Source organism: Cupriavidus sp. GW823-FHT07B10, assembly GCF_058794355.1.
The window spans coordinates 158680-179402 of the sequence record NZ_JBXAGS010000006.1; the positions used below are offsets into that span (position 1 = coordinate 158680).

Sequence of the window (20723 nt, forward strand, 5' to 3'; positions counted from 1 at the left end):
GAAATGGGAGCACTTGAAGGCAAGGTGGCACTGGTCACCGGTTCGGGCCGCGGCATCGGCAACGCCATCGCCATGCGGCTGGCACGCGAAGGCGCGCGCCTGGTCATCAATGACCTGGACGCCGAGCCGGCGCAACAGACCGTCGAGGAACTGAAGGCAATGGGCGTCGAAGCCGTGGCCTGCGTGGGCAACGTGTCCGCACCGGACTTTGCCGACCGCTTCATCAACACGGCGATGAGCAATTTCAAGAGCATCGACATCATCGTCAACAACGCCGGCTTCACCTGGGACGACGTGGTGCAGAAGATGAGCGACGAGCAGTGGTACGCCATCCTGGACTGCCACATGACCGCGCCGTTCCGCATCCTGCGCGCCGCCTACCCGCACATCAAGGCACTGGCCGCCGCCGACAAGGAAGCCGGCCGCGAGGTGTACCGCAAGATCGTCAATATCTCGTCGACCTCGGGCCTGAACGGCAATGCCGGCCAGATCAACTACTCCGGCGCCAAGGCCGGCGTGATCGGCATGACCCGCGCCATGGCGCGCGAGTGGGGCCGCTTCAACGTCAACGTGAATGCGGTGGCGTTTGGGCTGATCCACACCCGCATGACCTCGGCCGACGCCAAGGCCGGCGCCACGGTCAACATCGAAGGCCGTGAAATCCGCGTCGGGCTGAATCCGGAGATGCTGAAGTCGCACGCCCAGCGCAATCCGCTTGGCCGCGGGGGCACCCCGGAAGAAGCCGCGGGCGGCGTGTACCTGTTCTGCTCGCCGGATTCCAACTACATCACCGGCCAGGTGATCGCGGTCGCCGGCAACGTGCAGTAAATCCAGCCGCACCGAAGCGGGGGCTCGCGTTGGCGAGCCCCCGTTGCTGCAGCAGGCGCCTACCGGCCGCCCGCCGCGATGCTGCCGAAATGACCGCTGCTGAAGTCGCGGAAGGCATCGGCGATCTGCTCTTCAGTGTTCATCACGAACGGGCCATGGCCGACGATCGGCTCGTCGATCGGCTCGCCGCTGAGCAGCAGCACCACCGCGTCGGTACTGGCTTCGATGTTCACATCTTCGCCGGCACCGTCCAGCACCACCATCTCGGCATCCCGCACCGTCGCCTCCGCGTTGACGGTGATCTTGCCGCGCAGCACCACCAGCGCGGTATGCCAGCCCTCCGGCAGCGCCAGCCGCGCGCTGGCACCCTGGTTCAGGCGCATATCCCACACATGCATCGGCGTGAAGGTGCGCGCCGGGCCGGCCTTGCCCGCGTACTCGCCGGCGATCACGCGCACCGTGCCGGCGCCATCGGGCATCGGCACCACCGGGATATCGCGGTCGACGATGGCCTGGTAGCCGGGCGTGGTCATCTTGTCGCGCGCCGGCAGGTTGACCCACAGCTGCACCATTTCCAGCGCGCCGCCGCTTTGCGTAAAGGCCGGCGAGTGGAATTCCTCATGCAGGATGCCGGCGCCCGCCGTCATCCACTGCACGTCGCCGGGGCCGATCACGCCGCCCTGCCCGGTCGAGTCGCGATGCGCGACCTCGCCCTTGTAGACGATGGTCACGGTCTCGAAACCGCGGTGCGGATGCTGGCCAACCCCGCGCGGGCGCTGCGTCGGCGTGAAGTCGGCCGGCCCGGCATAGTCCAAAAGCAGAAACGGGCTCAGTTGCTTGCCGTGGCTCATGTACGAAAACATCGAGCGCACCGGAAAGCCATCTCCGACCCAGTGCTGACGCGGTGCGCTGTAGACGCCCAGAATGCGCTTCATGTCTGATCTCCGAGTATGCCGACCGATAGCGGCAGGCAATGATCCATGGAGCAATGATAGGAGCTGCAGCCGGCGCGCGGTAGACCGTGGGATTGCAATGCAGTGTCCTGTGGCTGGAACGATGCCCGGCCGCCGTCCGTCAGAAGCGGTAGCGCACGTAGCCCATGCTGAAGTTGGCGCCGGGATTGGGCTGCCTGATGCCGGCATTGGACAGGTGCTGGAAGCGGTAGCCGATGGCAAGCCGCTGCGCCTTGCCGAAGGCAATGCCCACGCCGACCATGTCAGAGAACTGGAACGCCGAGCCCATGCGATGGCCGTCGGCGATCTCGGTATGGCTGAGCACGCGCAAACCCACGGAGGCTTCAACAAACGGCGTCGCGTACTCGCCCGCATAGCTGAGGCGGAAGATCGGTGACACGCCGAACTCCGTCAGCTGGCTCGACGGCCGGGACGACAGCGCCCGCCAGTTTGCGAGATTGACCTCGCCGTCCAGGGACAGCGCAAGGCGGCTTGACAGCTGCCACTGCACGATATCGTCCCAGCGCGCGGCCACTTCGTATTTTTCAACGCCGTGGCGGTTGTCGCGGCCATAGCCGCCCTGCATCGAGAAGGTTGCCGCGTCGGCGGCGGCCGGAAGCGCGCACAGGCAGGCCGCAAACGGAACGGCGGCAGCAAGGTGCGCCAGCCGGCTTGATGGGGTTGCTATCTTCACTGACATCCGTGGGTTTCGGGCAGCGTCGACGTGTATCGCGGCGCTGCCACTTTGTTTTGATCACGGCGCTCGAAGATAGCAGCCCTTCAGATTTGCGGAAGCCTGCCCGAAGCAAACACAGTGTTCCAATGCCGAAACAATGCGACGTCACGGCCAAGGAATTGGCAAAGCCACAGACAATTGTCGAAACTTGGTAGTACGCGGCTGTCACGGGGCCGCCCACAAGCGCAAGGAGGCCATCATGCGCGCCTGCCGACAAGCCCGCCCTGCCGCCAGGGCCGCCGCAGTCTGGCTGCTGGTGGCGGCCATGGCCACCGCGGCCTGGCTGCTGCCGCGCATCGCGCAGCCGCCGCAATACCATCGTTATGCCGACCCTTACGTCTGCTTCGGCACGCCCCACTGCCTCGACATCGGCTCCAATCTGCTGTTCCTGCTCGCGGGCGCGGCAGGCCTGCGCTATCTGGGCACCACGGCTGCCAGCCGTGCCTTTATCGCGCCGGCCGAGGCCTGGCCTTTCCGGCTGCTTTTCTTCGCCGTCTTCCTGGTTGGCCTGGGCTCCGCCTATTACCACCTTGCGCCGGACAACCAGCGGCTGGTGTGGGACAGGGCCCCGCTGGCGTTCGCGCTGATGTCCTGGCTGGGCGCCAACCTGTGCGAGCGGGTCAGCCTGAAGGCCGGCTTGCGGCTGCTGCCGCTGCTGCTGATCGCAGGGCCGGCCAGCGTCGCCTACTGGGCATGGAGCGAGGCCCGCGGCATCGGCGACCTGCGCCCTTATCTGCTGGTTCAGGCATCGGCCATGCTGGTGGTGCCGCTGCTGCTCTGCCTCTATGCGCCGCGCTACACTGGCGACCGGGATGTGCTGGCCATCACCGGCTGCTATGTGCTGGCCCTGGCTTGCGATGTGCTGGATCACCAGATCGCCGCGCTCACGGGGCTGGTCAGCGGGCACACGCTCAAGCACGTGTTCGCGGCGCTGGCCGTCTATGGCGTCTTGCTTCGGCTGAAGCGGCGCCGCATCGTGGAGGAAGGAACATGACCGTGCCCCAACCTGGTGGCCACGCTCGCGAGCCCAGCGAGCCCTCTGCCCTGGGCGTCGACGTACGGCCGCGCGAAGTGTGGGCATGGGCCATGTACGACTTTGCCAACTCTGGCTACACCACCGTGGTCATCACCGCGCTGTTCAATGCCTACTTCGTCGCCGTGGTGGCCGGCAATGCGTCCTGGGCCACGCTGGCGTGGACCGCGGCGCTTTCGCTCTCCTATGCGCTGGTGGTGCTAAGCGCGCCGCTGGTCGGTGCCTACGCCGACCTGCGCGCAGCCAAGAAGCCACTGCTTGCGGTGACGACGGCGGGTTGCGTGGTGTTCACCGCCCTGCTCTATTTTGCGCAGCCCGGCACCCTTGGCCTGGCCATCCTGTGCGTGGTCCTGTCCAACTTCTTTTTCGGCAGCGGCGAAAACCTGATCGCAGCCTTCCTGCCGTCGCTTTCCACCACCCGGGCCCTGGGCAGGGTATCGGGCTGGGGCTGGAGCCTTGGCTATATCGGTGGCCTGGCCACGCTGGGCGCATGCCTGCTCTATGTCAACTGGGCCAGCGCACGCGGCCACGTCGCCAGCCAGTTCGTTCCCGTCACCATGCTGATCACGGCGGCCATCTTTGCCCTGGCGAGCCTGCCGACCTTCCTGCTGCTGCGCGACCGCGGCGCGCCACGGATCGCTGCGTCCGCGCCGGCTGGCGAACAGGCCTGGGCCAGGGTATGGCAACGCCTGGGCCAGCTGCGCCAGTTCAGGGACCTGCGCCGCTTCCTGCTGTGCACCCTGTTCTACCAGGCCGGCATCCAGGCAGTGATCACGCTGACCGCCATCTACGCCAACCAGGCCATGGGCTTCACCATGCAGCAGACCCTGACCCTGGTGCTGGTGGTCAACCTGACGGCGGCGGCCGGCGCCTTCCTGTTCGGCCCTGTGCAGGACCGCATCGGCCACGTGCGCGCCATTGCCCTGACGCTGCTGGGCTGGATCCTGACCATCCTGCTGGCGCACGCCGCGCGCGAAGCGCCGCTGTTCTGGCTTGCCGCCAACGTGGCCGGCCTGTGCCTGGGCGCCGCCCAGTCCGCGGGACGGGCCATGGTGGGGCTGCTGGCCCCGCCCTCGCGCGCGGCCGAGTTCTTCGGTCTGTGGGGCCTGGCGGTCAAGCTGGCCTCGATCGCCGGGCCGCTGACCTATGGCATGGCAAGCTGGCTGACGGGCGGCGATCACCGGCAGGCGCTGCTGGTCACCGGCAGCTACTTCGTGGTCGGGCTGGGCCTGCTGTGCGGGGTCAACACCATGCGGGGCCGGCGGGCTGCCTTGCGCGCTGAGCGGATGGTCGGGCTGGAGACCGGGTACGGAGCCGCCACTGCCGGCCCCGCTTGCCATTAGCAGCACGGACGGCAGACTAAAATGAAACTGCCCTTTGGCGATTGGATCGCTCTTTCGGCTTCCGGACGCTGAAGCTCTGGCGACAGCCCATGCCAGCAAACCTCACTCCAGAGTACAAGCAGGCCGAACAAGCCTATCGGCTGGCACGCCAGCCGCGCGAGCAGCTCGAATGCCTGAAGGAGATGCTCCGTGTCATCCCGAAGCACAAGGGGACGGAGCATCTGCAGGCCGATATCAAGTCGCGCATCAGGGAGCTCACGCAGGCATCTGCGGGCCACGGGAAGGCCGCTCACAGAGGGCCGGCACATGCGGTGCATGCCGAAGGCGCGGCCCAGCTCTGTCTGATCGGCCCGCCCGGCGCGGGAAAATCCAGCCTGCACGCAAGGCTGACAGGATCGGGCAGCGAGGTCGGACCCTACCCCCACCCTACGCAGGTGCCGGTCCCCGCCATGTTGCCGTTCGACGACATTGCTTTCCAGCTGGTGGACCTGCCACCTGTATCGGTCGAATTCATGCAACCCGGGCTCACTGACATATTGCGGGCGACAGACGGCGTACTGTTGGTGGTCGACCTGAGCGCGCCAGACTGTACCGAACAGTTGGCGTTGATTCTGCGGCGCCTCGCCGAGGCAAAGATCATCCTGTCGGAGCGCTGGCCGGGTCAGGCCGACAGCCCTGGGGCGACGGCGGAACCGGCGGCTGACCCGTTCAGTGTTCAACTCCCTGCGCTGCTGCTGGCCAACAAGACCGATCTCGCCAACCCGGAAGACGCGGCCGTGCTCGAAGACCTGCTCGGTGTAAGCTTTCCGGCGCTCGCAACCTCGGCCATCGACGGGCGCGGACTGGCCGAGGTCGGTCCGTTCCTTTTCAGGGCTCTGCGCATCGTGCGTGTCTACACCAAGGCACCCGGGAAACCTGTCGACCAGCGCCGGCCTTTTACGATGCGCCGCGGCGACACCGTGCTGGATGTCGCCTTGCAGGTGCACCCCGATCTCGCGCGTACGTTCAAGTTCGCCCGCATCTGGGGGAGTGGCAAGTTCAGCGGCCAGCAGGTGGGCGCCGATCATCCGGTAGCCGATCGGGACGTGGTGGAACTGCATTCGCAGGCGCATGGATGATCAAAGCCATCGTCGCAGCAGGCGAGCGCCGATGACATAGACTGAAAGACCTGCGGCCGGTTGTTCCCGCATGACTGCCGTGCCGGTTTGCGGAGCAATTTCTTGCACGGAGGTATGCCATGACTACATACGTCATCCTCAGCCGTCTCGCTCCTGATGCGTTCACGGATCCCAAGGACATGAAGCAGCTCGCCGCCACGGTGGCCGAGAAAATCAAGTCTGAGTGCCCTGCCGTCACCTGGAAGGACAGCTATCTGACACTCGGGCGCTTTGACGTCGTGGACATTGTCGAGACGGACGACCTGAAGCAGCTCGAGCGGGCGGCGTTGATCATCCGGGGCTATGGACACGCCGCGACCGAGACGCTGCAAGCGACGCCGTGGGACGAGTTCATCGCGGCCCTGTAGCGCAGATCGATGGATCAGGCGGCTCGCGCACAGCCAGATTCAGGTTGACCTGATCGTCGGCTGCCCTATACTTAAAGTGCTGGCTGAGACACGCTTTAGTAAAGCGAAGGTAGGTCAGCCAAACGATCATGCTTCCTGGATGATCTGCCAGATGAAGCGTGATCGTGCAGGCCACATATGCCTGCAGGTCCGGACCGGATCATAAGTTGCTGACCCGGTTCGGATGCACCCAGATTGAAGCGCTGAGCACCTGTGGAAGGTGCTCTTTTTATTGGCGGCATATGGGGCGACGTTGACCACTCGCCTCGCGCGCCGCCATTGAGCGATTCGGGTAATGCAAAAGTGGACGGATCGGATCAGAGCCGTACCTGATCCGAACTGAAACAAGGAGTCGCATGCGCGCCCGCTCACGCCCTCCCGACGCCGGCTACCGCTGGCTGTGGCAGCTGTCTGCCGCCGGCTGGGGTCACTGCGGCCTGGCCTATGTCAGCGGCGCGCTGCTCGCACCGCGCTGGTGGCCTGCAAGAGAGGCCATGCCCCTGCGCGACCGGTATTCTTCGCGGCGCACGGCGCTGGTGCTGTACACCTTCGCCTATCGTGGCGGTGGAGCACCCGCCGGCACCATGCCACCGCGCGATGGCTTTACCTGGCGGCACCAGTGCTGGTCACAAGGGGTTGGGGTGGCCTGATGCCGGAAACCCGCCACGCGCTTGCCGGGCGCCCTGTTCTGCGCCACAGTGGTCCCACCGGGCCCAGGCTGGAGACCATGATGACAAACCGGCTCGCCACAGAAACCTCGCCTTACCTCCGGCAACACGCGGAGAATCCTGTCGACTGGTATCCCTGGTGCAAAGAGGCGTTTCGCCGCGCGCGCGACGATGACAAGCCGGTCCTGCTTTCCGTCGGCTACGCCACCTGCCATTGGTGCCACGTCATGGCGCACGAATCGTTCGAGAATCCCCGGATCGCCGGCCTGATGAACGATCGGTTCATCAGCATCAAGGTCGACCGGCAGGAGCGTCCCGATCTCGACGACATCTACCAGAAAGTCCCCCAGATGATGGGACAGGGCGGCGGCTGGCCGCTGACGGTATTCCTGACGCCGCAAGGAGAGCCATTCTACGGCGGCACCTACTTTCCGCCCGATGACCGCTATGGCCGCCCCGGGCTCGCGCGCGTGCTGCTGAGCCTGAGCGAAGCCTGGACGCATCGCCGCGAGGCACTGCGCGACACCATCGAGCAGTTTCAGCAGGGGTTCCGGCAACTGGACGATACGGTCCTGAGCCGTGAAGACGCGGAAGAAGCCGCGGAAGTCCAGGATCTGCCCGCGCAGACAGCCCTCGCCCTCGCGCGCAATACGGACCCGACCCATGGCGGCCTGGGCGGAGCGCCCAAGTTTCCCAACGCAAGCGCGTACGACCTCGTACTGCGCATCTGTCAGCGCACGCATGAACCCGCGCTGCTTGATGCGCTGGAGCGCACGCTCGACGGCATGGCGGCCGGCGGCATCCATGACCAGCTCGGCGGTGGCTTCGCCCGCTACAGTGTCGACGAACGCTGGGCCGTGCCCCACTTCGAAAAGATGCTTTACGACAACGGCCAGCTCGTCACGCTCTACGCCAACGCCTATCGCCTGACGGGAAAGCAAGCCTGGCGCCGCGTATTCGAGGGAACGATCGCGTACATTGTGCGGGACATGACGCACCCCGACGGCGGCTTCTATGCCGGCGAAGATGCCGACAGCGAAGGCGAGGAAGGCCGCTTTTATGTCTGGACAGCGCCCGAGGTGAAGGCAGTCCTGGGCGAATCCGAGGGAGCCCTGGCGTGTCGCGCCTACGGCGTGACCGAAGGCGGGAACTTTGAACCCGGCAGATCGGTGCTCCAGCGTGCCGTCACGCTGACTCCCCTGGAGGAGGCACGGCTGGAAGGCTGGCGCGAGCGGCTGTTGGCTGCGCGCGCCCAGCGCGTGCGCCCCGGGCGCGACGACAACATTCTCGCCGGGTGGAACGGTCTCATGATCCAGGGACTCTGCGCCGCTTACCAGGCAACGGGCAACCCCGCACACCTCGCCGCCGCAAGGCGTGCCGCCAGCTTTATCCAGGACAAGCTCACCATGCCGGACGGCGGTGTGTATCGGTACTGGAAGGACGGCACAGTCAAGGTGCCAGGGTTCCTGGAAGACTATGCCTTCCTGGCTAACGCGCTGATCGACCTCTACGAATCCTGCTTCGACAGGCGATACCTTGATCGCGCAGCCGAACTCGTGGCGCTCATCATCGATAACTTCTGGGACGACGGGCTGTATTTCACGCCCAATGATGGCGAGCCATTGATACACAGGCCTCGCGCGCCGCACGACGGCGCCTGGCCGTCCGGCATTTCAGCCAGCGTGTTCTCCTTCCTGCGCTTGCATGAGCTCAGCGGCGAGGATCGCTATCGTGACCTCGCCGAGCACGAATTCCAGCGCTACCGGGCTGCCGCCAGCGCGGCCCCGGCCGGCTTCGTGCACTTCCTGGCCGCCGCGGACTTCGCGCAGCGCGGCGCGTTCGGGATCATTCTTGCCGGCGACAAGGCGGCGGCCGCCGCCTTGGTGGAAAGCGTTCACCGCACCTATCTTCCGGCACGCGTGCTGGCATTCGCCGAAGACGTTCCCGTCGGCCAGGGGCGGCTCCCGGTGGACGGCCGGCCGGCAGCCTACGTGTGCCGCCATCGCGCCTGTAGCGCGCCCGTGACCAGCGGCGAGGCACTGCTTGAACGCTGCGCGGGGGTGACGGTGAGCCCTCAGTGAATCTGCATACCACGCATGGCATGAATCCGCTCATGATGCCTGCTGCTACAGGCGTTATCTGCGAGCGCAGGAATTTCGATCAGGACCGGCCTGATGCGTCCGACTCGATACGCGATGTCGCTGCCAGCCTCTCCAGTGCAGCATCGATGGCACCCAGGGACTCATTCAGACCTGCCGCATGCGCCTCGTCCCTGAGCAGCCGTAATCGGGCAAAAAGGGGCGGCGTGGTCCCGGCCCCCTGTTCCCGTCCGGCGCATATCAAGGCGCGGCCCCTGCGGATCAGAAAGTCTCCCCACGGAAACGGCTCATGCTGCATGTAATCCTGCAGCGCTGCCAGGTAGCGTTCGGCTTCCTGCCACCGGCGCGCCGCCAGTGAAACGTCGATCGCAGCTTCGAGCAGATCGACGTGGCAATGGCTCACGCAGCCCTGGGCCAGAATGGCCTCGCCCTGGCGCAGGGCGTCGAGCTGCTTGTCCGGATCGCGCGTAGTGCGCGCCAGGAAGGCCAGCACGGTTGGCCCTGAATACCGCACGCCGCTGGCGTGGCTCAGTTGCAGCGCCTCGTCGAGCACGGACTCCGCCTCGTCCACCTGGCCGAGCGCGCCAATGGCGAGGCCAAGCCGCGCCAGCACTTCCGCCTCGAAGCGCCGGGCCCCAAGCCGGCGCGTCAGCGCCAGTGCCAGCCGCGCGTGCGCTTCGGCACCCGGCCAGTCGCCGGCGAGCTGTGCGGTCGACGCCATCACGTCGTAGGCCAGCATCTCGCTGCGCGCATCGCTGATCCGCCGCGCCAGGCGCAGCCCTTCCTCGCAGCTGGCCTGCGCGGCCGCAAGTTCGTTGCGGAACAGTTCCACCGCGCCCACCATCGGCAGGTTGGCACATTCGATGCGGATGAAGCCGTGCGCCCGCGCCAGCTCGACGCAGCGGACAAAATGCGCATGCGCGGTCAGCATGCGGCCTTGCTGGTAGTACGCATCACCGAGGCCGCCCAGCGCACGCGCCTCGCCCAGCACCGATCCGGCCGCCCTCGCATGGCTGAGGGCGCGCTGGTGGGCGGCGAGGCACTCTTCCATGTCGCCCTTCGGGAAATAGAGATTGCCGCGCAGCGATTCGATCTCGGCCAGCCGCTCGGGCTGGCCCAGCGCGGCGGCGGCCTGCTCCGCCTCGCGCAGCGCCGCCAGGGCTTCGTCATAGCGGTCGAGCAGGCGCAAGGCGGCCGCCGTGCCAAGCCACACCCGGGCCCGCTGTGCCGCATCGCTCGCCAGCAACTGCGCTTGCCGGAACGCCTGCAGCGATTGCGTCGGCAGGCCCAGGTCAAGTGCCAGCTCGCCGTGCAGGCAGGCAAGCGTGTGCCTGCAGGCGTCGCCGCTATCCAGGCGCTGCGCACGCTCGACCAGGCGCAATGCGCGCTCGCCGCGGAAGTGCGCCGCCTCATGGCGCGCCGCGGCGGCATAGGCCTCGGGCGCGCCGGGATCGCCTGCGGCATCCAGGTGCTCGGCCGCCAGCGCCGGATTCCGGCCTTCGTACCAGGCAGCCGCGCGCCGGTGCAGATTCTGTCGCCGCGACTTGAGCAGCGAGGCGTACACCGCCTCATGGATCAGCGCGTGCATGAACAAATAGTCTTCGCCTTCCGGCCGGGCCATGGCCTCCTGCACCAGGCGCTCGCAAGCGTACGCGGGGTCCTCGAGCAAATGCCGCAGCGCGGCCGGGCCAAAGCGCTGGCCCAGTACGGCAGCGGCCTGCAGCGCCTGGCGGTCGGCGGTAGAGAACCGGTCCATCCGCGCCAGCACAATGCTCTGCAGCGTGCCGGGCAACTCGTCCGCACCCGCCTCCGCGCCGCGCAGCAACTGGTCGAGAAACAGCGGATTGCCCTCAGCCCGGCGAATGCAGGTAGCGGCCACGGCAGGATCGACCTGGCGATGGCAGGCTGCCAGTTCGTGCGCCTCGGCATCGTCGAGCGGCCCGAGGTCGATGGTGGTCAGCGATGCTCCCTGGCTGGTCGCCCGCCAGGCCGCATCGAGCGGGTCATGCTCGGGCCGTACGGTCAGCACCAGGATCAGCGCATGGCTGCGGGTTGCCGCGGCCAGCTGCGCCAGGCAATCGAGCACCGTGCGCTCGGCCCAGTGGACGTCTTCGACCACGATCAACTGCGTGCGCACCACGCTGCGGCGGGTGGCCAGCGTCACCATCAATCGCTGTGCGCCGCGTTGCCGGCTGGCGGCGTCCATCGCGGCCAGTGCAGCGGCCTGCTCCTGGGACTGGGGCTGCTCGAACATGTCGCGGGCGAACCCAAGCTCATCCTCGCCGAGTTGCCAGGCCGCGAGCGCTTGCTCGATGGCCGCGCCTGTCGCTACTTCGGCGGCGGCGCCATCCGCGCCCGTGCGAGGCGCGACGCCCAGCAGATTGCGCGCGAGCATGCGCAACGGATCGCCGCCGCTGCCGGCACCGAAGTCGAGCACCAGCGCCCGGTGTGCCTCCAGGCCATGCTCGCGCGCCAGCGCGACGAAGCGGTCGGCGAGCCGGCTTTTGCCGATGCCGGCCTCGCCGCGGATCAGCACGACCCGGCCATGGCCGGAACGCAGGCAGCTGTCGGCAACGCCGGCGAGCTGGGCCAGCTCCGCTTGCCGCCCGACGAACGCGTGCTGCGCCGGCGCCTGTTCCACCCCGAGAAAGCGCCGCACGCGCCAGAGCGGAATCGGTTCGGCCACGCCGGGGAGCACGGCGTGCGCCACGCAGTCCGCTTCCAGGCGTCCGGGCAGCGCCTGGTAGACCCGATTCGACACCATGGTTGCGCCAGGCTCGGCGCGCTCCATCGCCTGCAAGGCCACGCTAACCGGCCCGCCGGTCAGCGTCATGCCGCTTTCGCGGCAGGCGGCCAGCACCTGGCCGCTGGCCAGGCCTACGCGCGCCAGCAGCCTGGCGTTGGCGGATTCCGCCAGCCGCGCCAGACCGGCATGCAGCGCCCCGGCGGTATGCAGGGCGCGCTCGGCGTCGTTCCCATGCGCCACCGGAACGCCAAACACGATGGTCAGCCGGGTGCCGATTTCATCGGTGATATGGCCGCCGCAGGCGCTGGCCAATGCCCTGGCATGCTGGCGCCAGCGCGCAAGGGCATCGTGCAATGGCTCGGGCTCCAGGCCAGCGCTGCTATCGTCCAGGCTGGCTACCAGGACCACTGCGTGGCGCAGTTGCGGCTCGGCAGCCATCACGGCGCAAGCAGGTGGCACCGCGGCACCGTCGTCACCGGCCGCAGCCATGCCAGCCACCGGCTCGCGGCGGGCCCGCAGCATTGCCTGGTACAGCGCCTCGGTCTCGGGCTCAGGCGATACCCCGAGTTCGCGTTGCAGTGCCGCCCGGCACAAGCGGTATTGCTTGAGCGCCAGCGCCTGCCGGCCCTGGCGCTCATACAGCCGGATCAGCGTCCGGTGCACGTCTTCCTGCAACGGATCGAGGGCAAGGAGCCGGGTGGCAGTGGCGATGGCCCGCTCCGTCTCGCCAGCCTGCTCGTGGTGCGCCAGCAACCTGGCCATGACCGCCAACGCCACGCCGCGCAGACGCTCGCGTTCGATCGCCAGCCAGTGGTCGAACGCCGGCGCGGCGGCATGAAAGCCCTCCAGCAAGTCACCCCGGTACAGCGCCGCGGCGCGCTCCAGCGACGCGGGCGTGGCTTCCCGGGCACACTGCTCGAACTCGCACACGTCGACCTCGATCTCGCCTAGCGTCACGCTGTCGCCTTCTGCCAGCACCACGTGCTGGCCAGCTTCTTCCAGTGCGCGCCGCGCCGCGCTGAGTGCCTGGCGCAGGCTGCTGCGCGCCTGCTCGGTATTGCTTTCGGCCCAGCACAGTGCGGCCAGCTTGTCGCGCGGCTGGGCGCGCCCTTGCGCCAGCGCGAGATAGGCCAGCACGGCGCGCGCCTTGCGGGCAGAAAGCGAAATCGGCGTTCCGTCTGCAGAACTCAGCTGGAAGCCGCCGAACAGGTCAAGACGGGCACGGGCCATGATAGGGAAACCGGAAAACCCATCATTTATAGGCGACGGCACGGGCCAACGCGCGCCTCGCCAGCGCAAAGAGATGAAGCCGGTACTTCCTTGGCCTGCCGCAATTTTCACGCTTCTTTCACGCTGGATTGCCGGGCCCGTTCACGGCGGCTCCCTAGTATGACGACAACCCCGGGCCGCGTGGCTCCGACATAGCGGACGAACAGGGGCTGCCATCGAGGCAAGGGCTGCCTCGGTCACACTGGAAGGATTGCGTCATGACACATACTGACTCGCGCGGTGTTTCGGTCTCGAGCACCAACACCAACTCGCTGGAGCGCTTCGAAGCCGCCCTGGAATTGCTGCATGGCTACTATGGCGACCCGCTTACGGTGATCGACCATGCCCTGGCCGACGATCCGGGCTTCGTGATGGGCCATGCCATGCGCGCGGGGATGATGATCACGGCTGGCGATGGCACCGTGGAGCCGATGCTCAGGCAGAGCGTCGAGGCAGGCGAAGCGCTGTCCGCCAGCGCCAACGAGCGCGAGCGCCGGCATATCGCGGCGGCACGCGCCTGGCTGGATGGCCACTTCGCGCGCTCGATCCAGCTATACGGCGACATCGTGGTCGACTATCCGCGCGACAGCCTGGCGCTGCAGATCGCCCATATCGGGGATTTCCTGCTCGGGCAGTCCACCCTGCTGCGCGACCGCATCGCCCAGGTGCTGCCCCACTGGACTACGCGCGTACCCGGCTTCGGCTACGTCCTGGGCATGCATGCGTTCGGCCTGGAGGAAACGAACTTGTACGAGCAAGCGGAGGAACGCGGCCGCTTCGCCCTGGAACTGAACCCGCGCGATCCCTGGGCCATTCATGCGGTCGCCCACGTGATGGAAATGCAGGGCCGCCAGGATGAAGGCATCGACTGGCTGAGCGGGCGCGCCGCCGACTGGTCGCAGGACAATATGATGGCCGTGCACAACTGGTGGCACCTGGCGCTGTTCCATCTCGAACTCGGCCATACCAGGCAGGTGCTGGACATCTACGACGCGCATATCCGCGAGAACCACTCCGCGGTGGCGCTGGAGCTGATCGATGCCTGCGCCATGCTGTGGCGCCTGCACCTGCGCGGCATCGACGTGGGCGAGCGCTGGAACGAAGTCGCCGACACCTGGCAGGCACGCGGCGCCGAAGGCTACTACGCCTTCAACGATACCCATGCCGCCATGTCCTATCTCTGCGCCGGGCGCGACAGCGCCCTGGCCGGCCTGCTTGCCGGCATGCGCGCTGCGGCAGGTGGCAGTGGCTCCAACGCGATGATCACCCGCGAGGTCGGCCTGCCGGTGACCGAGGCCCTGCTCTCCTTCTCGCGGCAAGACTACGACCACGCCATCGAGCTGCTGCTGCCGGTGCGCCAGATCGCGCATCGGTTCGGCGGCAGCCATGCCCAGCGCGATCTCATCAACCTGACGCTGATCGAGGCGGCGTTGCGAGGCCAACGCGCCAACCTGGCCTGCGCGCTGGCGGCCGAGCGCATGGAACTCAAGCCGATGAACCCCAGCCTGAGCAAGCTGGTGCAGCGCGCTTCATCGCTCCAGCGCGAAGCGGCGGACGGCCAGGGGGAGGCAGTCGCGGCGAAGGTGGCGTAGCGGAAACCCGACAGGTCGATATCGCCGTCAAGGTGCAGGTCGCCGTCCGGCGTGGCGCTGACGATCTCGACTCCGGGGCGCAGATGACGCCCAGCTGGCCGCGCTCGGTCTGGGTGAAGCCCGCATAGGCAAGCGTGATCGGCGCGTACTTGAGCGGCACGGTGTCGCCGGCATTGCCCAGGCGCGTGACCTCTTCGTTGTCCTTGAAGTCCACGCCCAGGCTCAGCGTATGCCACCATGCCCCGGTGTCCGGCACGGTATAGGTGCCGCGCAGGCCGACGGCGTGGCCCTTGCCCAGCACGCTGGTGCCGTTCACCGTGGCCACGTTGCTGTCGGAAAGATAGCCCGACGCCTCCACGCTCCAGTTGCTGCCGCGGATCGGCGCCACATAGGAGCCGGACCACACCTGGGTCTGGTTCAAATCCTGTGGCGCGCCGAAGAAGCTCACTGAGGCGCTATGGCCCAGCTGCCAGAGGTTGTCGTGGCCCAGCGAGGCGAAGGCGCGCAGCTCCGTCGTATCGGCGCTGTAGTCGTTGTTCAGGCCAACGCTGGCGCGCCACGGACTGCTGTCGTCGACCTTCAGGTCGACGTCCATGGTGCCCGGCACGCGCCCTGCCACACCAGCGCCACCACCTGGCGCTTGGCACTACGGTTCAACGCGGTCAGCTCTGTCTGCGCCTGCGTGAAATCAGGCACCACGCCTTCCGCCAGCGCCGGCACCTGCTCGCGCACCTCCCGCGGCGAGTTGTACTCGGCACCGACCACGCGCACGCGGCCCACGCGGGGTCATGCATTGGATTGACTCAAGCTTCTTGTTCGAATCGATTGCCGCCGCGCCCCTGCCGCAACGCCCTGACCAAGGGCACGGCAGGCGCGCATCCGATCGCAGGACATGATGGCGTGCCCTCATGTCAGCATTGCGCACGGTGCCTAGACGGACGGCACTGGCGCCGCCTGTCGTTTGTCACAAAAGATTCATCGAGGACGAAGGAGGGAGGCGTGGGGACAGAGTCAACGGCAAATCCCTGCGCGAGGATGGTCCCCGCGAGCGCAGCCTGCTGGCTATACTGCAGCGGCTTCGCCGGCGTCCTGCCTGGCGGCCAACGAAGGAGGTATCGGATGCGGACCTGGCTGACGCTATGCGCCGTTGCGGCGCTTGGACTGGTCGACATGGTACCCGCCGCCGCTGCGGGACCCGCGCCCTGCGTCGAGGTCGAGGTCGAGGTCAACGGCGAGCGCGCGCCTTCGTTCCCGTGCCTGACGCAGAAGCTGCAACCTGCCAACGCAGGCAGGCCGGCACGGCCTGACAGCGGACTGGCGGCCGAGGCGATCGCGCAGCGGCCCTCGAACCAGCTCGGCCTTTATAACGAGGCGGCCACCAGCCATCGCATGGGCAACACCTTCGGCACGTCGGTGTATCCGCAGCGCCCGGCCAGTCCGGCGCCGGGGGCGCCGGTCATTCCGCGCGCGCAGCCTTGACTGGTAGGCGGCAACGGCGGCGCAGCGCGCCTCAGCGGCCCATGCGCGCGTCGTAGCTGCGCGAGATGCGCTCCAGCAGACGCGGATCCGACGGGTCGGTGCCGTCGAACTGCACCCGCACCGTGCCGTCGGCCTGGCGGCGCACGCTGGCCCTCACCGGCAGGTTGTTGCGGGTTCCTTCCACCGTGCCGGCCACGGCATCCTCGGTGCTGATCGCCACGCCCTGGTCGCGCATGGCGCCGGCGGCCGCGGCAAAGGCGCGGTCGTAACGGCTGGGCTGCAGCCCCGGGTAGGTGGTCGGGACCACCTCGGCAGGGTAAGGGTAGGGATAGCATGCCGTCAGCACCGGCACTGCGGCGAACACGGCGACGCCCGCCAGGAGCCCGAGCCCATGCTTCATGGCGTCACCTTGCTCCAGCCAGGGCCGGGATCGAAGGTCTTGGTCGCCGCGGCCTTGCCGGCGCTGTCGGGCCCCAGGTCGCGCTCATAGACCTGGCCATCGTGGCTGACCATGAAGCTCTTCACGCCGGTATCGCCATACCGCACCGGCCAGGCCAGCACGGCGAAGCCGCCGAACAGCTTGCCATTGACGACATAGTTGTACGCGCCGCCGGGTGCGTTGGGGCCCTGCGCGGTCAGCAGCTTGTAGTGATAGCCGTAGTAGCCGCCCAGCCCGGGGTTGCGCTGGCCGGCCGTGAGGAACGCGGCCCCGAGCGGGCTGGGCGGTGCGCCATCCGATGTCGGCCAGTACAGCCCGTCCTGCTTGCCCGGCGTACTCGCAAGCTTGCCCGCGTAGGCCAGCAGGCCGTCGCCGTCATGGTCGGTCCGGGCGTATTCGCGCTGGGCGTCATAGACCGCGAGCATGGCCTGGATCACCGCGAGTTCATTGCGGCCGATGCGGCGTATGCGCATCTCGTCGACCCCGGCACGCGTATCGAACTGCCAGCCCTTCGATGTCTTCACCAGCGGCACTGGCAGGGTCCAGCCGTCATTGCCTACGGCGATGCGGGCATGGCTGTCGCCCTCTGGCTTGACCGCATGCGAGATCCGCCAGGCCTCGAGAAAGCGGTATCGGATGTCGGCGCCGACTGGCGGGATCAGGTCGTGGAACCTGGCGCCCAGCAGCACCTTCATGGCATCGTCGTCGCTGGTGGCGACCGCCTCGCCAAAGGCGTTCATGGCGGCCTCGGGGGTTTTGAAGGGCTTCTGCGCGTGCGCGGCGTGCATGCCGGCAACGGTCAGCGCGAGCGCAAGCGCCAGCGCGCAGGCCAGGCGGCCAGGCAGGGATCGGGCAAGGCTTAGTGGTGACGTCATGATCGAGGCTCCCTGGTCCGCTAGCGCCTGCCACCGCGTCCGCCACCGCCACGGCCCCCGCCGCCGAAGCCGCCGCCACCACGGCCCCCGCCGCCGCTGAAGCCGCCGCCTGCGCGGCCTCCGGCCGACTGCATGCTGGAGCGTCCGCGATCAAAGTCGCGCTGCGACGCCGCGCCGCCGCCCACGCCCTGGAAGGCGTTGTCCCGCCCGCCACCGCCGCCGCGGTCGGCTACGGTGGTGGCCCGTTCACCGCCGCCCCGCGACCGGTCGGCGGCCCCCGCGCGGTCCGATGCACCGGCCCGGTCAGATACGCCGCCTCGATCGGAAACTCCGGCCCGGTCAGAGACCCCGGCCCGATCACCACCCCGTTCGCCAGCGCGATCACCGACCCGGTCTCCCGCCCGATCACCCGCCCGGTCTCCGGCCCGATCCCCGGCACCCGGCCGCTCCTGCCCGCCTGCCCGGTCGCGCGCCGCGCGGTCGGACACGCCGGCACCGCCCTCGCGACCGCGGAACTCATTGCGCCGGTCCCCGCCTGGCACATCGCGCGAGAATTTCTCGCGGGTGGCGTTGTCGCGGTAGGCCACGCCCTGGCGGTGACTGGCGTCATGCTGCCAGCGCCCGCCCGCCTGTACCTTGGTGCGGTCAAAGTTGCGGTCGATATTGGTGGCCCGGTTGACATTGATGTTCACGTCGCCGCCGCCCCAGTTGCAGTTGCCGAAGATCGCCCCGGCGGCGGCCAGCCCGATGCCCCAGGCAAAGCCCGTGGCCAGCGCGGCGCCCGGGTAGTAGGCGGGATAAGGCGGCCAGTAGTACGGCGGGTAGGACGGATAACCCCAGGAGCCGTAGACCACGGTGGGGTTGTAGGCCGGGACGTAGATGACCTGCGGGTCGGCCGGTTCGATGCGCACCACGGTCTGCACGCCTGGCGCCGCCGTGGTCGCGGGCTCGACAATGACCTTCTGCTGTTCGGTGGTCTTGAGGTTGCCGGATTGCTGGGCCTTGTTGCGCAGCCGCTGGACCGCGGCCAGCACGTCTTTCTCCTGGGCCAGGAAGGCATCGCCCAGCTTCTGCGTCCAGTCGAGCTTGTCGTTCATCGGCTCAAGCACCTGCGGGAAGGCCACCAGCGACTTCACGCTGACATCCCAGGGCTGGTCGGCCACGGCCTTGACTGCGGCGTCGCCCTTGACCTTGGGATTGGCCTTGACCCAGCGCGCCGCGTGCACGATCTCCAGCGGATAGGTGGAGGCCATCAGCACCTGCGACAACACGGAATCGGGATAGAGCGCGATCGGCGCGACCAGCGCCTCAAGCTCCTCGGGCTTGAAGGTGGGTGGCGGGTTCTGTAAGTCTTGGGCAGCGGCGCCGCCCGCTCCCGCCACCAGCGCGACAAACAGCCATGCGCAGCCGGACCTGAGCAGCCGCCTGACCAGAAAGGCCATGTTCCCTCCTCGCAGCCGGTGACGGAGCCATCCGAGGCGTACTGGGGCAGCGCGCCGGGCTGGAGGATGTTCCCCTGCCGCGCGCCATTGCCAGCCGGCATACAGAGCGGATATTGCTCCATACGCGCTACGAAGGTAGTACGGAAGACATTGAAATTCAACCGAATTCCGGTCGCCGCCCGGCAAGGGTTGCGACAGGAAAACGGATCGGCATGAGGATTTCCCCCGATTTTGTTCCTATCGTAGAAACGAGCCGCCAGCGCGCATGCAAGCGGTACCCCCAGGTTTGAAGGTGCATGACCGGACCCTCAAGGCACCGGTACGTCAGTGGAGGAAGATCATGGCCAAGCGAAAAGGGAAGCGCCACGGCGGCAACGGGAGCCAGGCGGAGCCGCCGCGCGAACCAGGCCCGGCTGACAGCCTCGACGAAAAGCCGGACCAGCAGCAGCGCGAGCGCATGTCGGAGAAGGAATACCAGAAGGCGCTCTTCACCCTTCATGTCGAGCTGGTCAAGCTGCAGCAATGGGTGCAGGCCAGCGGCAGCAAGGTCTGCGTGGTGTTCGAAGGGCGCGACGGTGCCGGCAAGGGCGGCGCTATCAAGGCCATCACGGAACGCGTCAGCCCGCGCATTTTCCGCGTGGTCGCCCTGCCCGCGCCGACCGACCGCGAAAAGAGCCAGATGTACGTGCAGCGCTACCTGCCGCACCTGCCCGCCGCGGGAGAGATCGTCATCTTCGACCGGAGCTGGTACAACCGCGCCGGCGTCGAACGCGTGATGGGATTCTGCACCGAAGCGCAGGCCGACGAGTTTCTGCGCGCCGTCCCGCTGGTCGAACGCGCCATCGTGCATTCCGGCATCATCCTGATCAAGTACTGGCTCGAGGTCAGCCCGGAGGAGCAGACCCGCCGCCTGCAGGGACGCATCAAGGACGGCCGCAAGGTCTGGAAGCTCACTGACATGGACTTGCGCTCCTACAGCCGCTGGTACGACTATTCACGCGCGCGCGACGCCATGTTTGCCGCATCCGATACCGACTATGCCCCATGGCATGTGGCCAATTCCAATGACAAGCGCCGGGCGCGCCTGAACATCATCACGCACCTGCTGGCACAGATCCCGTACCAGGCGATCGAACGCAAGCCGGTCAAGCTGCCTGCCAGGCAGAAGGCGGGCGGATACCGGGAGCCCGACTATCCCTATCGGTACGTCGAAGACCGGTACTAGCTACTTCGGCAGCTTGCGCGACCTCCAGTTGCCGTCCTTCTCCTTGCAGTACCACCCGGTCCAGGCTTCGGTTTCGCCGGCCCGGCGGAATTCACTGCGCAGTTGCCGGCAGCGGTCGCCATGGTCGCGCCGGGACTGCAATGGCGTGAAGGAACCTTCGACCTGCCGCTCGCGCGTGTCGGGCGGCAGCCTGAACGTCATGCGGGCGCCGTCGGCGCCCTGCTCCAGGGTCCTGCGGAAGACAGCCGTCAACGCTGTGAGCTGGTCCTGGGTAAGCGTGCCGACGATGGTGCCGCCCAGGTAGTGGTCAAAATAGGCAACGGCCGGCCCCGCCGACATTGCACCCGCCAGCATTGCGGCACTGCATGCCAGCGCGTGCAGGATCGTGTATCGCCTGTTCATCTTGCCTCCTCCGCCATGGCACGCCCCCAA

The 20723-nt window shown here is 67.6% G+C and carries 19 protein-coding genes; 10 read left to right on the top strand and 9 right to left on the bottom strand.

Translation table 11 applies throughout. The features are described 5' to 3' along the window. Positions 1-3: 3 nt before the first annotated feature. Positions 4-828, top strand: coding sequence for an SDR family NAD(P)-dependent oxidoreductase (locus AC1Q6V_RS15240; protein WP_010808912.1), 825 nt, complete (start codon positions 4-6; stop codon positions 826-828). Between the two features lie 59 nt (positions 829-887). On the opposite strand, the gene AC1Q6V_RS15245 is transcribed toward AC1Q6V_RS15240, so the two are convergent. Both AC1Q6V_RS15245 and AC1Q6V_RS15250 read right to left on the bottom strand, forming a co-directional pair. Next, positions 888-1763: a pirin family protein gene (locus tag AC1Q6V_RS15245; RefSeq protein WP_010808913.1), complete on the bottom strand. Its 876-nt coding sequence runs from the start codon at positions 1761-1763 to the stop codon at positions 888-890. A gap of 139 nt (positions 1764-1902) precedes the next feature. Next, positions 1903-2481, bottom strand: a complete 579-nt coding sequence (locus AC1Q6V_RS15250; RefSeq protein WP_454750144.1) for an acyloxyacyl hydrolase — start codon at positions 2479-2481, stop codon at positions 1903-1905. A 235-nt stretch (positions 2482-2716) separates the two neighbouring features. Here AC1Q6V_RS15250 and AC1Q6V_RS15255 point away from each other — a divergent pair, with 235 nt between their 5' ends. From AC1Q6V_RS15255 to AC1Q6V_RS15280, 6 genes are all read left to right on the top strand, one after another. Next, entirely contained in the window at positions 2717-3511 is a 795-nt protein-coding gene (locus AC1Q6V_RS15255; RefSeq protein ID WP_058696881.1) for a hypothetical protein, read from the top strand. Further along, positions 3508-4893, top strand: coding sequence for an MFS transporter (locus tag AC1Q6V_RS15260; protein ID WP_011614982.1), 1386 nt, complete (start codon positions 3508-3510; stop codon positions 4891-4893). Before AC1Q6V_RS15255 ends, AC1Q6V_RS15260 begins: the two co-directional genes overlap by 4 nt. An 89-nt stretch (positions 4894-4982) precedes the next feature. Next, on the top strand, positions 4983-6011 hold the full coding sequence (locus AC1Q6V_RS15265; RefSeq protein WP_439671553.1) for a TGS domain-containing protein: 1029 nt from the start codon (positions 4983-4985) through the stop codon (positions 6009-6011). A 119-nt stretch (positions 6012-6130) separates the two neighbouring features. Then, complete coding sequence (locus AC1Q6V_RS15270) at positions 6131-6418, top strand: GYD domain-containing protein (protein WP_010808918.1); 288 nt, start codon at positions 6131-6133, stop codon at positions 6416-6418. Positions 6419-6813: 395 nt separating this feature from the next. Beyond that, positions 6814-7107 (top strand): hypothetical protein, encoded by a 294-nt coding sequence (locus AC1Q6V_RS15275; protein ID WP_010808919.1) that lies wholly within the window; start codon positions 6814-6816, stop codon positions 7105-7107. An 80-nt stretch (positions 7108-7187) separates the two neighbouring features. After that, a complete protein-coding gene (locus AC1Q6V_RS15280) occupies positions 7188-9206 on the top strand; it encodes a thioredoxin domain-containing protein (protein ID WP_454750163.1) in 2019 nt (672 codons plus the stop codon). A gap of 79 nt (positions 9207-9285) precedes the next feature. Here the strand turns inward: AC1Q6V_RS15280 and AC1Q6V_RS15285 are convergent, their stop codons facing one another. Next, the gene (locus AC1Q6V_RS15285) at positions 9286-13200 is read right to left on the bottom strand and encodes an ATP-binding protein (RefSeq protein WP_454750145.1); all 3915 of its coding nucleotides are present in this window, start codon (positions 13198-13200) and stop codon (positions 9286-9288) included. Between the two features lie 257 nt (positions 13201-13457). Between AC1Q6V_RS15285 and AC1Q6V_RS15290 the strand changes: the two genes are divergently transcribed. Further along, entirely contained in the window at positions 13458-14831 is a 1374-nt protein-coding gene (locus AC1Q6V_RS15290; protein ID WP_439671550.1) for a tetratricopeptide repeat protein, read from the top strand. Here AC1Q6V_RS15290 and AC1Q6V_RS15295 read toward each other — a convergent pair. Together AC1Q6V_RS15295 and AC1Q6V_RS15300 are read right to left on the bottom strand one after the other, a co-directional pair. Further along, positions 14725-15426 (bottom strand): ShlB/FhaC/HecB family hemolysin secretion/activation protein, encoded by a 702-nt coding sequence (locus tag AC1Q6V_RS15295; RefSeq protein ID WP_454750146.1) that lies wholly within the window; start codon positions 15424-15426, stop codon positions 14725-14727. The genes AC1Q6V_RS15290 and AC1Q6V_RS15295 overlap by 107 nt on opposite strands. Further along, positions 15411-15611, bottom strand: a complete 201-nt coding sequence (locus AC1Q6V_RS15300) for a hypothetical protein (RefSeq protein WP_439671549.1) — start codon at positions 15609-15611, stop codon at positions 15411-15413. The genes AC1Q6V_RS15295 and AC1Q6V_RS15300 overlap by 16 nt, the downstream gene beginning before the upstream one ends. A 339-nt stretch (positions 15612-15950) precedes the next feature. Between AC1Q6V_RS15300 and AC1Q6V_RS15305 the strand changes: the two genes are divergently transcribed. Then, the gene (locus tag AC1Q6V_RS15305) at positions 15951-16310 is read left to right on the top strand and encodes a hypothetical protein (protein WP_454750147.1); all 360 of its coding nucleotides are present in this window, start codon (positions 15951-15953) and stop codon (positions 16308-16310) included. A 31-nt stretch (positions 16311-16341) separates the two neighbouring features. Here the strand turns inward: AC1Q6V_RS15305 and AC1Q6V_RS15310 are convergent, their stop codons facing one another. Genes AC1Q6V_RS15310 through AC1Q6V_RS15320 form a run of 3 tightly spaced genes read right to left on the bottom strand, consistent with a single transcriptional unit; the run spans position 16342 to position 19066 of the window. Next, positions 16342-16710, bottom strand: a complete 369-nt coding sequence (locus AC1Q6V_RS15310; RefSeq protein ID WP_018315177.1) for a hypothetical protein — start codon at positions 16708-16710, stop codon at positions 16342-16344. Next, positions 16707-17624: a DUF2950 domain-containing protein gene (locus AC1Q6V_RS15315; protein WP_454750148.1), complete on the bottom strand. Its 918-nt coding sequence runs from the start codon at positions 17622-17624 to the stop codon at positions 16707-16709. Before AC1Q6V_RS15315 ends, AC1Q6V_RS15310 begins: the two co-directional genes overlap by 4 nt. Positions 17625-17644: 20 nt before the next feature. Continuing rightward, entirely contained in the window at positions 17645-19066 is a 1422-nt protein-coding gene (locus tag AC1Q6V_RS15320) for a DUF3300 domain-containing protein (RefSeq protein ID WP_010808927.1), read from the bottom strand. 340 nt (positions 19067-19406) lie between these two features. On the opposite strand from AC1Q6V_RS15320, the gene ppk2 reads away from it, so the two are divergent. After that, a complete protein-coding gene (gene ppk2 / locus AC1Q6V_RS15325) occupies positions 19407-20291 on the top strand; it encodes a polyphosphate kinase 2 (protein WP_010808928.1) in 885 nt (294 codons plus the stop codon). On the opposite strand, the gene AC1Q6V_RS15330 is transcribed toward ppk2, so the two are convergent. After that, complete coding sequence (locus AC1Q6V_RS15330; protein WP_010808929.1) at positions 20292-20693, bottom strand: hypothetical protein; 402 nt, start codon at positions 20691-20693, stop codon at positions 20292-20294. Positions 20694-20723 lie beyond the last annotated feature (30 nt).

Excerpts from the sequence above, each read along its gene's own strand:
- AC1Q6V_RS15260 (WP_011614982.1), top strand. The coding sequence starts at position 3,508 with ATGACCGTGCCCCAACCTGGTGGCCACGCTCGCGAGCCCAGCGAGCCC.
- AC1Q6V_RS15320 (WP_010808927.1), bottom strand. The coding sequence starts at position 19,066 with ATGGCCTTTCTGGTCAGGCGGCTGCTCAGGTCCGGCTGCGCATGGCTG.
- AC1Q6V_RS15255 (WP_058696881.1), top strand. The coding sequence starts at position 2,717 with ATGCGCGCCTGCCGACAAGCCCGCCCTGCCGCCAGGGCCGCCGCAGTC.
- AC1Q6V_RS15275 (WP_010808919.1), top strand. The coding sequence starts at position 6,814 with ATGCGCGCCCGCTCACGCCCTCCCGACGCCGGCTACCGCTGGCTGTGG.
- AC1Q6V_RS15330 (WP_010808929.1), bottom strand. The coding sequence starts at position 20,693 with ATGAACAGGCGATACACGATCCTGCACGCGCTGGCATGCAGTGCCGCA.
- AC1Q6V_RS15245 (WP_010808913.1), bottom strand. The coding sequence starts at position 1,763 with ATGAAGCGCATTCTGGGCGTCTACAGCGCACCGCGTCAGCACTGGGTC.
- AC1Q6V_RS15240 (WP_010808912.1), top strand. The coding sequence starts at position 4 with ATGGGAGCACTTGAAGGCAAGGTGGCACTGGTCACCGGTTCGGGCCGC.
- AC1Q6V_RS15315 (WP_454750148.1), bottom strand. The coding sequence starts at position 17,624 with ATGACGTCACCACTAAGCCTTGCCCGATCCCTGCCTGGCCGCCTGGCC.
- AC1Q6V_RS15270 (WP_010808918.1), top strand. The coding sequence starts at position 6,131 with ATGACTACATACGTCATCCTCAGCCGTCTCGCTCCTGATGCGTTCACG.
- AC1Q6V_RS15310 (WP_018315177.1), bottom strand. The coding sequence starts at position 16,710 with ATGAAGCATGGGCTCGGGCTCCTGGCGGGCGTCGCCGTGTTCGCCGCA.
- AC1Q6V_RS15305 (WP_454750147.1), top strand. The coding sequence starts at position 15,951 with ATGCGGACCTGGCTGACGCTATGCGCCGTTGCGGCGCTTGGACTGGTC.
- AC1Q6V_RS15285 (WP_454750145.1), bottom strand. The coding sequence starts at position 13,200 with ATGGCCCGTGCCCGTCTTGACCTGTTCGGCGGCTTCCAGCTGAGTTCT.
- AC1Q6V_RS15250 (WP_454750144.1), bottom strand. The coding sequence starts at position 2,481 with ATGTCAGTGAAGATAGCAACCCCATCAAGCCGGCTGGCGCACCTTGCT.
- AC1Q6V_RS15280 (WP_454750163.1), top strand. The coding sequence starts at position 7,188 with ATGACAAACCGGCTCGCCACAGAAACCTCGCCTTACCTCCGGCAACAC.
- AC1Q6V_RS15265 (WP_439671553.1), top strand. The coding sequence starts at position 4,983 with ATGCCAGCAAACCTCACTCCAGAGTACAAGCAGGCCGAACAAGCCTAT.
- AC1Q6V_RS15295 (WP_454750146.1), bottom strand. The coding sequence starts at position 15,426 with ATGGACGTCGACCTGAAGGTCGACGACAGCAGTCCGTGGCGCGCCAGC.
- AC1Q6V_RS15290 (WP_439671550.1), top strand. The coding sequence starts at position 13,458 with ATGACACATACTGACTCGCGCGGTGTTTCGGTCTCGAGCACCAACACC.
- ppk2 (WP_010808928.1), top strand. The coding sequence starts at position 19,407 with ATGGCCAAGCGAAAAGGGAAGCGCCACGGCGGCAACGGGAGCCAGGCG.